This is a genomic window from Acinetobacter sp. B51(2017) (assembly GCF_003711395.1).
Lineage (GTDB): Bacteria > Pseudomonadota > Gammaproteobacteria > Pseudomonadales > Moraxellaceae > Acinetobacter.
The window spans coordinates 1-10359 of record NZ_PJRJ01000049.1; the positions used below are offsets into that span (position 1 = coordinate 1).

12 protein-coding genes are annotated in these 10359 nt (G+C 35.3%); 4 read left to right on the plus strand and 8 right to left on the minus strand.

Annotation, left to right across the window (positions count from 1 at the left end; all coding sequences use genetic code 11):
- Nucleotides 1–29: 29 nt before the first annotated feature.
- The 3 genes from CYK47_RS14325 to CYK47_RS14335 all read right to left on the minus strand — a co-directional run bounded on the left by CYK47_RS14325 (nucleotide 30) and on the right by CYK47_RS14335 (nucleotide 1556).
- Nucleotides 30–248, minus strand: coding sequence for a hypothetical protein (locus tag CYK47_RS14325; protein WP_122902472.1), 219 nt, complete (start codon nucleotides 246–248; stop codon nucleotides 30–32).
- A gap of 148 nt (nucleotides 249–396) precedes the next feature.
- A complete protein-coding gene (locus tag CYK47_RS14330; protein WP_122902473.1) occupies nucleotides 397–1146 on the minus strand; it encodes an Abi family protein in 750 nt (249 codons plus the stop codon).
- A complete protein-coding gene (locus CYK47_RS14335) occupies nucleotides 1146–1556 on the minus strand; it encodes a helix-turn-helix domain-containing protein (RefSeq protein ID WP_122902474.1) in 411 nt (136 codons plus the stop codon). The genes CYK47_RS14330 and CYK47_RS14335 overlap by 1 nt, the downstream gene beginning before the upstream one ends.
- Nucleotides 1557–2128: 572 nt before the next feature.
- Between CYK47_RS14335 and CYK47_RS14340 the strand changes: the two genes are divergently transcribed.
- Nucleotides 2129–2563, plus strand: a complete 435-nt coding sequence (locus CYK47_RS14340; RefSeq protein ID WP_164709224.1) for a hypothetical protein — start codon at nucleotides 2129–2131, stop codon at nucleotides 2561–2563.
- A gap of 45 nt (nucleotides 2564–2608) precedes the next feature.
- Here the strand turns inward: CYK47_RS14340 and CYK47_RS14345 are convergent, their stop codons facing one another.
- On the minus strand, nucleotides 2609–4630 hold the full coding sequence (locus CYK47_RS14345) for a relaxase/mobilization nuclease domain-containing protein (RefSeq protein ID WP_122902476.1): 2022 nt from the start codon (nucleotides 4628–4630) through the stop codon (nucleotides 2609–2611).
- Complete coding sequence (locus tag CYK47_RS14350; RefSeq protein WP_122902477.1) at nucleotides 4620–5105, minus strand: plasmid mobilization protein; 486 nt, start codon at nucleotides 5103–5105, stop codon at nucleotides 4620–4622. Before CYK47_RS14350 ends, CYK47_RS14345 begins: the two co-directional genes overlap by 11 nt.
- Before the next feature lie 502 nt (nucleotides 5106–5607).
- Here CYK47_RS14350 and repM point away from each other — a divergent pair.
- A complete protein-coding gene (gene repM / locus CYK47_RS14355) occupies nucleotides 5608–6552 on the plus strand; it encodes a replication initiation protein RepM (protein ID WP_122902478.1) in 945 nt (314 codons plus the stop codon).
- Between the two features lie 298 nt (nucleotides 6553–6850).
- Here the strand turns inward: repM and CYK47_RS14360 are convergent, their stop codons facing one another.
- Nucleotides 6851–7792, minus strand: coding sequence for an ankyrin repeat domain-containing protein (locus tag CYK47_RS14360; protein ID WP_122902482.1), 942 nt, complete (start codon nucleotides 7790–7792; stop codon nucleotides 6851–6853).
- A 167-nt stretch (nucleotides 7793–7959) separates the two neighbouring features.
- On the opposite strand from CYK47_RS14360, the gene CYK47_RS14365 reads away from it, so the two are divergent.
- Both CYK47_RS14365 and CYK47_RS14370 read left to right on the plus strand, forming a co-directional pair.
- On the plus strand, nucleotides 7960–8256 hold the full coding sequence (locus tag CYK47_RS14365; protein ID WP_122902483.1) for a type II toxin-antitoxin system RelE/ParE family toxin: 297 nt from the start codon (nucleotides 7960–7962) through the stop codon (nucleotides 8254–8256).
- A 1-nt stretch (nucleotide 8257) separates the two neighbouring features.
- On the plus strand, nucleotides 8258–8548 hold the full coding sequence (locus CYK47_RS14370; RefSeq protein ID WP_122902479.1) for an addiction module antidote protein: 291 nt from the start codon (nucleotides 8258–8260) through the stop codon (nucleotides 8546–8548).
- Between the two features lie 65 nt (nucleotides 8549–8613).
- Here CYK47_RS14370 and CYK47_RS14375 read toward each other — a convergent pair whose 3' ends face one another.
- Together CYK47_RS14375 and CYK47_RS14380 are read right to left on the minus strand one after the other, a co-directional pair.
- Nucleotides 8614–9138, minus strand: a complete 525-nt coding sequence (locus tag CYK47_RS14375) for a hypothetical protein (protein WP_122902480.1) — start codon at nucleotides 9136–9138, stop codon at nucleotides 8614–8616.
- A gap of 244 nt (nucleotides 9139–9382) precedes the next feature.
- Nucleotides 9383–9970, minus strand: a complete 588-nt coding sequence (locus CYK47_RS14380) for a hypothetical protein (protein ID WP_122902481.1) — start codon at nucleotides 9968–9970, stop codon at nucleotides 9383–9385.
- Between the last annotated feature and the right edge of the window lie 389 nt (nucleotides 9971–10359).

The window sequence follows — 10359 nt, forward strand, 5'->3', positions numbered from 1 at the left end:
ATTATGTTAATTTTAGAATTTGTTAATAATCAAAAGAAGTTTTCTGGGTATAAAAACGATGGAATATTGCGACGAATTAATTCCGCTTGACCTCGATAACCTCTTTTTTCAAGTTCTAATAAAAATATAGGCCAAGGTGGAATATTACTGCGATATACATCTATAGATGACGTGGACATGCCACCACCTTGAGCCGTACTTAAGTTTCGGGGCCAAGTGATTAAATTCGGTATTTCAGGTCGTGACATGATGATATAACTCTTAAAATTAATAAAAAACAATAATTAGAGTACATTACTAATTTTTTAGTGCTTTTTATAAAAGAGTAAAAATCAAGCGACAGATCATGTCTTTCTAATTAAATTTCTCTTTATCTTTAATCAAAAATGACGTCTGCTAATTGATTTTAGAAAAAAATAAGGCTAAGTCGGCCATCTTTTTTTCAAATTGCACATCTTGTTCCATTTTTTTCATTAGTTCATATTTTTCGAGAGAACAATACTTTATTAAGGTCATAATGATTTTAAAATACTCTCTCATAACCTCAGCTAACTGACTAAAACTATTGAAATTTCTTGTAGTCTTCCATAGAGGTTCATAATGATAGAGTCTATTTCTTAACTTACCTAATTTTAGAAGGTGGTCATCAATTTTACTCAACTTAGTATTTCCTTTATTTGGAAATACTTTTGAACCATATATTTGCCAAAATAGTCTTTCTCTGTAGGTTCCTTTTAAAATTTCAGGCCACAACCCAAAAGTAATTCTAGCTAAGATATCCTGTGGCTCTGGATCTCTATTTTTTGACTCAAAATCACTTTCTGTTTTAGTTAGTGCTGCATTAATAATTCTTCTAGCTGTAGACGTACAATAAGACTCTGCTTTTAAGTTTTCAAACCAATCTGCTTTATTATAATGTTCAGTTTTACACTCATGAATTCTATTTCTAAGTGTTATCTCTAACGTTTGCATAACCACGTAAAAACAAGAATATATATCTTGCATTTTTGCATAGAACAATACCTGATCAACTACAGTGATCTGATTATGAGAACCATGAATTTGCTCTAAGATTTTTCTATATGTTGCAAATCTTGGCAAAGATATACATTCAATAACGGAATTGCTTTGTTGTTCTGTTAACACTATCGCCCCAATATTTTATTCAATTTCAAACGGGTGAGAATAACTGGTGATATTACATTCAACCTTTCCACTAATGGTGTTAAATCATAATAATTACGTCCACGTGTAATGTTATTCGATCTTGCTGTAGATGTCTTTCCAATTAATCCTTTATCTTCAAGGCTATGTAGCGCTCTTTGTACAGTTTTAGGAGCTAATCCTGAACGAAATGCTATGGCACTTTGGGAAGGATAAGGTTTTTCGGATTTATCCCACCAATGCATTAATAAATTCATCAAAACATTTAGTTCGGATGCAGAAATTTTTAAGTCTTTTTGTGCAAATAATAATAAGGTAGGGACACTGACCCATCCTAAAGAACATGCTTCTTCTCCCCACTTATTCAAAATAGGCTTTTTTTCTAAATCCATGATTTATCTCAATTTAAATAAAAAAACAAAAATATAGATATATATTACACTATGTATATAAATATAGTAGGTCATTTTGACTGTTTACGGTATATTCTTATACAGATAGTATAGCTTCAAGATTTAGCACTACCGCCGGCTGTCCATTTGGATAAAGGTTGTATCTGCGGGTAAAAAAAACGCTCACTTTTATAGTGGGCGTTTTTCCTTTTAAGATAATAAATTTTTAAATATTTAACATAAAATCTCATATACGAAATTGGCTCTGTAAGCTTGAGCGTACATCTATTGGAGTAGATCGCCTCTATCTCGGAGCTAAGGATTCACCTATTCTGAGTACATCAGGAACAGGAAGTTCCAGAACAAAAAACAATAATGATAAGTTCTAAAACATGGAAGATAGGTACGACAGGAGTTATACCTTGCAGAACCCCATATGAAAAAGGCCCAACAGGATGTTGGGCTTTTTGCATTTTGACGCTTCAAAATCTCAAGCTTCGATGTACTGCGACTATTGACAATATAAGCGAAATAAATATATAAAAATTTAGGATTATTAAATGGAAATTTAATTGAACAGGCAGTATTTAAAAGAAATTTTCTCATATCAAAAAAAGCTTCCGACACTTATATTTTGTGGCTTATTGATGTTCATGGGCTATAGCTTAGGAATTCAAGCTCCAGTTCTTAATTTTCAACAAAATATTGATTCAAGAAACTTTGTATTTTTTGCTGTAGCGCTATTTGCTGTTTGTACCCTTTTGTTAAGCCATTTACATGAGCAATCACTTTTTCAATTTATTTTGAAGTTAGCTTTACGAATCATCAATAATACACTAAATCTAATCGTCGCTTTTTGTACTTCGCTTGCTATAGCATGTTTAACCATAGGCCAATTTGAGTATGCAGGGGCTGTTACATTTACTGGTCTGATTTTCTATGCACTCGTTTTTATAAGTTGTACTATTTCAATAGATTTGAAAAATAAATATTCAATTATTGTTTAAATAATTTATTGATAAGTAAGAGAGAATTTTAATTCTCTCTTAACTTTACATCTCAAAATCATATCCATCATTTCTGTGACGTTGTAATCTTTGTCTTAGGCTAAAAATATCTAAAGCGCGTTGGATAATTTTCTGATCTGTTTGCGTAAGAGTAAATGATCCTCTTGGAGTGAACTCATCATCCGGTTTAACTCTTGCTGTAGGGTTTGATTCACGAATACTTTGATTTGGGGCTGAATTGAGCTGATCAAGTCGATCTCGATATCTGTCATCCGCTCTTTCAAATGCATGAATAAGGTGTTGCTCACACGTTCGATAATAATCTGTTGGGTATTCGCTTGAACTAGATCCTGTATGACGCGGATAGAGTGTTGATTTAAGTTCTCGAATTCTTTGGCTTGTGTCCTCCAGGTCTGGGCGGAATCTTGCAAGTCGCGATTGTAGTTGCTGATGCGCTGATTCTCGATCTTGAGTAGCTGATTCTGTTCCTGCAACAATTGATTTTGTGTATTCAAGCGTTCGTTTTGTTTGATTAATTGCTCCATTTGCTTGAGCAATAAGGTGTTTAATTCGCTGTTCATCCTGATTCTCTTTTAATATCGGCTCGGATAGGTAAGCTGCTGTTTCTGCTTCGTAATCGCATCTGAGTTTGTCCGAATCGTTGAGACGAGAGACAAATTCAGCAGAATGAGAAAACCGGCTAAAACGAATAGCCCAATCGTCGTGTAAATTGCGAGTTGACGTTTCTTCTGATCCTCGAATTCCGGTAGGAATAGATTCTGCCTGTGCTCCTTGTAATACTTGAGCATTTCTAGGCTCTCTTGGCGTGAGTGTTGAATCTCTTCCTTGAGTTGTTGCATTTCTAACTGCATTGTATTGACCAAATCCTTGCATGCTGCTTGAGTCTCGGTCGTCACTTGGCGCATTTCTGCTTGGATCTGTTCTTTCGATTCGATGATGTCGAGATGGTTGTTCTTGATCGAGGTTAAGTGCTCGTCGAGCTTCTGAACCTGTAGGGTGACGTGCTGTATGATCTTCAAATTGTTTTGAACCGTTTGCACCACTTCGGTTTGCCAAACTTGCATTTCGCGTTGGGTCGAGCTCAACGTTCTCGGCATACTGCTCACCAGTGATTCCGTGTCTTGCAGAGCTGCTGTACATTTGTTGATGGTATTCCCGACGCTGTTCGTAAGCCTTTCGATATCTGCCGTAATAGCTGATCCTGACGTGTTGATCTTGTGGTGGAGCTCTTCGAGTTGGTTGTTTTGCTCTTGAATCTTGGAGATAAACGTCGATAGAGAATGTTGGCTCATATAAAGGCCCCTTTAAGCGAATTCTTTTTTCCTGTCCCTCTAGCTTCACAGCAATGTAGGGGGGTTTTGCATTCTTGCTTGGCTCAACTGCGGTGACACCGGGCATCATTTGGATATAGCGACATACCTCTTGATGATCTTTGATTTCGTTGAATGCAATGGCCATCAGCAGTTGTTCTTCTAGCAATTCTTCAAAACGAGGCTGTGGCGTGGATTCTCCTACTTTTAGCGCTGCTTTACGCTGTAGGCTGACATGGTTAGGCTCCTGAGTTATTTTGAAGCGACTCGGATCATCTGGGCGTGTCCAACCGTGTTTATAGTTCTGATAGTCACGGAAACAATCAAAGTATTTGTGATGACCTGGGGGCGCGATATTGAGTGATTTACCTGTTTCAAGGTCAATGCGTGGAACAAGAATATGGACATGTTTACCGCCATCTTGCTCTTTGTGCATCACTGCAAGTAAGTGATAACGATGTGGCTCTAAACCAACAAACGCATATTCTTCAAATTCTTGGACAACTTTTTTCACGTCATCATCTGAGACTTGATCCTCAGCCGACCACGCAATAACACCTGATGTATATTTCCATTTATGGGGGCTGCTTTCACATAGTGCTGCAAAGGTATAAGGATCACCAGACAGTACATCTACACCGGCACGCGGTAGGTTGAGATGATCAACATCATCCAATAAGTAAGCTGCAGCTAATCTGGGATTTCCCCGACCATGTTGTAAGAATTTAATCATCATCGGGAGCTACTCCCTGAAAGCGTTCTAATGCACGTTTACGAGCGCGTTCTACAGCTTGTTCAGAGCGGTTTATCTCCGGCAGTCGACCAATCACGCTGTTTAACTCAGCTTGCATCTCTTGTAAGACGTTTAAACACGCCACAAAAGAGAAATCAGTCGCTTGGTCATGGTCATTTTTGATGATATGTAAGCTACGAGAAATTTGATTGACATTATTGCCAATACGCCCTAATTCGAACAGAAGTTCAGGATCGACAGAAGGTGGTGGAGAAGTAACAGTTTTCTTGCGTTTAGGGGTATCAATACTTTGTCTTAAAGACACAGCTTCTCTGACAAACTCACTAAAGCTTGTATCTATGGTTTTCAAAAAGGCATCGAGTTCTTCAGCTTTACTTGGGGTAAATCGAATTTTCTTCAGATGCGTTTTATTTTCCCTCTGTTTGCTTGGCTTTTCTTCTTGGCCAACACTGCTCATTTTAGTTCTCTCACTGTGTTCTGGTTCGTGCAGATGGGGTCTTAGGGGTGAAACCCCTAACAAGCCCTTGTCCCTCAACATGATATTGCCTTCTAGGTAATGTTATTTGTGGGTACAAGGTAGGCTTGCTTAAAAAACAAATTTCTTCTTTTATTCAAATATAAATCATATTGGTTGTTATGTAAGCAATTTGATAAGCTGAAAATATATTTTTATATTTTTAACAATTAAAAAAATTAGCGAAGCTGGCTTTTATATTCTTTTAAATGCTTTTAAATGCTTTTAGACAGGCGGAAAACATTGATATAAAAGGCTTACAGAAGATATATAAAGACGTTTATGCACCCATATAAAGACGTTTATGCACCCATATAAAGACGTTTATGCACCCATATAAAGACGTTTATGCATCACTAAAAGACTTTATATTTTATTGTCATTATATTGACTTTGTTTTTTAATGTCTTTATATTTTGGTTAAACAATATACTTTTTAAGATTTATGAGTGATTTAGTGGTAAAGGATAATGCTCTAATTAGTGCCTCTTACTCATTAGACTTAATTGAACAAAGACTAATGCTTTTAGCTATTACCCAAGCTCGTGAAACAGGGTTAGGCATCACGGAAAATAGCTTATTAGAAGTGCATGCAGCTGCTTATATTAATTGTTTTGACGTAGATAAAAGCACGGCCTATAGAGCTCTTAAAGAGGCTAGTAAAGGCTTGTTTGATCGGTACGTCACTTATCATGATAAAAATCCAAAAAATGGTAGAGATAGATCGTTTCACTGTCGCTGGGTGGATAAAATTGGTTATGAGGAACAATCTGGTCTTGTATATCTTCGATTTACACAGGATGTAGTGCCATTAATTACACGCTTAGAAGAGAACTTCACTAGATATGAGCTTCATCAGATTGCGAAGTTATCTAGTACATATGCAATACGTCTATATGAGTTATTAATTAGATGGAGAAGTATTGGAAAAACTCCCATTATGGAGCTAGCAGAATTTCGAAATCAGTTAGGTGTAAAACCTAATGACTATAAATTAATGTCTGATTTCAAGAAGCGTGTTTTAGATCTGTCAGTTAAATTAATTAATGATTTTACAGATATAAGGGTCGAATACACTCAACATAAAAATGGCAGATCTATTAGTGGATTTTCATTTAAATTAAAACAAAAACCAAATCTGACTGCCGAGACAACTGAAAAGGTCACTTTAAGGGATCTAAACACAGTAGATATGTTCCATAAGCTCACAGAGAAGCAGCTAGATATGTTTAGTAGTAAATTGGCTGACTTACCTGCTGTACAGGCTATGGCGCATGTAGGAGAGGATATGAAGCCATTTGTGGCACGTTTACGTTCGATGCTGATGGACGCAGAGCAACAGAAAGTATTGCTGCCATACCTCAAAGAAGTGGGTTATACAGCTGCTTAAGTATGAGGGATTGACTACTCAGACATAGGCTGGTCGACAAACGAAAGAGTAAGTTCATTAAAAGCTGTGAAAAGGAGCTTTTTTAATCGTTTTTTGACGAGTATATTCGACCAACATTATTTAATTTTGATGAATAAAAGCATGGAAATTTGCTTAAATATTGATCGTGGAACGGTCTAATTCACGTAAAAAGCCCAACTGGTGAGAGTTGGGCTTTTCAATATTTAATAAGACTATGATTTAAAAGACAAAACGAAAGTGATTTCGTATAACCTGTATTATGTTAATTTTAGAAAACCTAATTAAATGTTTCTAGGTAGTTCATTAATTCAGTTTTTCCTTGCTTCTGTGCTCTTTCAAATGCTGTTTCCTTGTATTTATTTTTATGTTTCATATCTATTCCATATTCAGCTAAGAACTGTAATCCGTATAAATTATTATAATCTACGAAAACATGTGGCATTTGGAAAACTGGATCTTTACCGAGAGGATCACAACCTAAATCTATCAGTAATTTATAAATTTCAGTATTCTGATTGAGTCCAGCAATAGCTAAGCCCTTTTGTGTCACTGTCTTAATAAAATATTCTTTAAAATGCTCAAAAAAATAAAAGACCATTTCATCTGAATATCTAAATGCCAATTCAAGTGGTGTATAGGCAAATGATTTTTTCTTTGGGTCTGCACCAAGTTCTAATAACTTCTTAGCTAAATCAGTATTATTTTTTTCAATGCTCAACCCTAAAGGAGTTCCTACACCTTTAAGACCTCTATTTAACTCACCTTTACTTATTTTTTTTGATAATAAAAAATCTATCTGATCTATTAAATTAAGATGGCAAGCATATACAAGCGTTTTCTTGATTTTTTCTTGTGAAAGACTCTCTTCTAATTGAGCTTGTCGTTCTGTATCAAATGGTGTTACCTCATAAGTTTGATATAGAATTAACTCCATTGCATCATCCCAAAATAATTCAGGATTGTAATCAGTATGATGTATTACTTTTTTATCAATAGAATAATAACTGTAAATTCCATTATCTAACTCATCACTATCCATAAGATCATGTATTTCTTGAAATATATCTTCAGTATTCCCTAAGTTTATGAATTTTTTTTCATGTATTTTATAAACAGTTGCATATCTTAAGTGAATAGTTTTATTCATCACAAAGAAAAAATCTTGAGTAAGCTTTAAGCTATCTATTTTTCTTAAAATTGTATCTATTGTCGGATTCATAAGTTGAGTCACATATCATAAATTTTCATTTAGTATAAAAGAAAATTCCTCTAATCTTGATTCCATTTAACATAATGGTTGTTATACGAAATTGGTGGATGTTCGTATAGATTACTTGCATATTGTATTCGATCGAATACAATATGATGAGAAGAGAAGGAATCCTCATGATTGAAATTAAACGTCTTCCAGAATTTGATGAATGGTTGGATGGCATTAAAGACAATATGACCCGTATCCGCCTAAATCGTCGATTAGATAAGGTTCAACGTGGAAACTGGGGAGATATTAAACCTCTCCAAGATGGCGTTTGGGAAATGAGAGAATTCTTCGGTTCTGGATGGAGGATGTATTACATCCAACATGGTGACGTTGTGATTGTAATGCTTGGTGGTGGAGATAAATCAACTCAACAACAAGATATAGATCGTGCAGTCAAATTATCGAAGACATTGGAGAATTAAAATGGTTAAAGTCGCTGATTTACCAAGTTTTGATATGGCTGAGTCGCTCAAAACTGAAGAAGACATTGTGATGTATCTCAATATGGTTCTTGAAGAGAATGATCCAGCTGAATTAGCCCATGCACTTGGCGTTATTGCTAAAGCTCGTGGCATGACTCAAATCGCTAAAGAAGCAGGGATTGGACGTGAAGCACTCTACAAAGCCCTACGCCAGGATTCAGCACCACGTTTTGATACGATTAATCGTGTTGTGAATGCTTTAGGCCTAAAATTCACAGTACAACACGCCTAAAACTTTAAAAAATATAGTAAAAAAGGGAGCTAAAGGCTCCCTTTTTGGACTTCGTATAACGTGTATTATGTTAATTTTAGTGGAACTTTATAATTAGACGTTGTTGTTGATATATAGCGAATGCCATCATGGTGAGCACTATATTTTATGTAGATTGAATACCCACATTCTAAATTACACCATTTTTCAGAAGACAGGCTTTCTCTTACATCATCTGGACTTCCCAATAGATCATGAATTTCAGCCTTAGACATATCAAAATTAAGTCCTTTAGGTAGAAGCTTTCTATATTTATTAAATCCTTCAACATTTTGATTATAAAAAAATATTGTTTGAAAAAATAAGTTTTTACCTAACATTGCTGTATCACTAAGATGATCTAAGCAACTTGCTTCATCCCGAAAGAGTAAACAAATACCTTTTTCTTCATTAGCGATATATAGGGTATCTTCATCTAAAGGTTCATTATCCTCATCTAATAAAGGGATATAAAGATTAGGTTCTGTAATTAATTGATTACTTAACAGAAAACCGATTAATTCCTTATCATGATTACTTGTACCCAAAAATTCTAAAAGCTTTTCGGTCATAATATTTTTCTATATTTTCGATTGCTCAATCTTAGAATATATCTCATGAAAAAGTTATCTAAATCCCGCCCATTTAACATAATGGCTGTTATTCGAAATAAAAAACCTAGGCATTGGCCTAGGTCTTAAATTTAAAAAATACATAAAAATTAAGGCTATAGTCTCAATTTTTTAACTTCGTATAAGCTGTATTATGTTAATTTTAGGAAAAATCAATAATTACCACATTAGGTCTGTTAAAAAATTAATTTTTTTCTTTTAGTGCTGCCGCACCAGATACACCACCAGCTGCAACAATGCCATTTACTACTGCTTGACCAGCAGCCATGCCACCACCACCAGCAGCGATTGATCCACCTCCAAGCGCAGCTAGTCCACTAGTTGTTGCTGCTGCTCCAGCAGTACCTGAAGCAGCGCCTATCGCAATTGCTGCATCAGCAACCCCACCACCAGCCACTACTCCTATGCTAACTGCTCCTACTACAGTTCCTACCTTTTGAGCTAGTTTTACATTTTCCTCAGATGCTCCTAGTAGTTTTGCTGTACCTCCACTTACATGACCAATTCCAACGCTAGCTTTTTGTACCCCATAATCGATACCCTTACCAGCAAAAGCACTACCCTCTGTAAGACTAGAATCCAATTGTTTTCCTACATATGAGCAAGTGTCTTTTATACGCTGTTTAGTTTTAGGATCATCTGATGCTAGGCTTACTACTGCTCCTACCCCTTGTACAGCCACATTAGTGACTGTTCCAAGACCATTACCAGCATGACGTACAAGACCACCAAGACTTAAATTTTTCCCAATCCATTTCATAGCTTTTGACATAAATCCCCCTTAAATCAATCTATTTTCATTTAAGAACACGTTAGAACTAATATGTTTAACCCTAAGATATTCATTTTTTTATAATTCTATATTAAAAATCACGTTATAAACTCAATTACTTTATGTTCTAACAACAGAAACTATTTAACATAATGGCTGTTATACGAAATAAAAAAACCTAGGCACTGGCCTAGGTCTTAAATTAAAAAAATACATAAAAATTAAGGCTATAGTCTCAATTTTTCAACTTCGCATAACGTGCATTATGTTAATTTTAGAATTTGTTAATAATCAAAAGAAGTTTTCTGGGTATAAAAACGATGGAATATTGCGACGAATTAATTCCGCTTGACCTCGATAACCTCTTTTTTCAAGTTCTAATAAAAATA

Excerpts from the sequence above, each read along its gene's own strand:
- CYK47_RS14325 (WP_122902472.1), bottom strand. The coding sequence starts at position 248 with ATGTCACGACCTGAAATACCGAATTTAATCACTTGGCCCCGAAACTTA.
- CYK47_RS14335 (WP_122902474.1), bottom strand. The coding sequence starts at position 1,556 with ATGGATTTAGAAAAAAAGCCTATTTTGAATAAGTGGGGAGAAGAAGCA.
- CYK47_RS14345 (WP_122902476.1), bottom strand. The coding sequence starts at position 4,630 with ATGATGATTAAATTCTTACAACATGGTCGGGGAAATCCCAGATTAGCT.
- CYK47_RS14350 (WP_122902477.1), bottom strand. The coding sequence starts at position 5,105 with ATGAGCAGTGTTGGCCAAGAAGAAAAGCCAAGCAAACAGAGGGAAAAT.
- repM (WP_122902478.1), top strand. The coding sequence starts at position 5,608 with ATGAGTGATTTAGTGGTAAAGGATAATGCTCTAATTAGTGCCTCTTAC.
- CYK47_RS14360 (WP_122902482.1), bottom strand. The coding sequence starts at position 7,792 with ATGAATCCGACAATAGATACAATTTTAAGAAAAATAGATAGCTTAAAG.
- CYK47_RS14365 (WP_122902483.1), top strand. The coding sequence starts at position 7,960 with ATGATTGAAATTAAACGTCTTCCAGAATTTGATGAATGGTTGGATGGC.
- CYK47_RS14370 (WP_122902479.1), top strand. The coding sequence starts at position 8,258 with ATGGTTAAAGTCGCTGATTTACCAAGTTTTGATATGGCTGAGTCGCTC.
- CYK47_RS14375 (WP_122902480.1), bottom strand. The coding sequence starts at position 9,138 with ATGACCGAAAAGCTTTTAGAATTTTTGGGTACAAGTAATCATGATAAG.
- CYK47_RS14380 (WP_122902481.1), bottom strand. The coding sequence starts at position 9,970 with ATGTCAAAAGCTATGAAATGGATTGGGAAAAATTTAAGTCTTGGTGGT.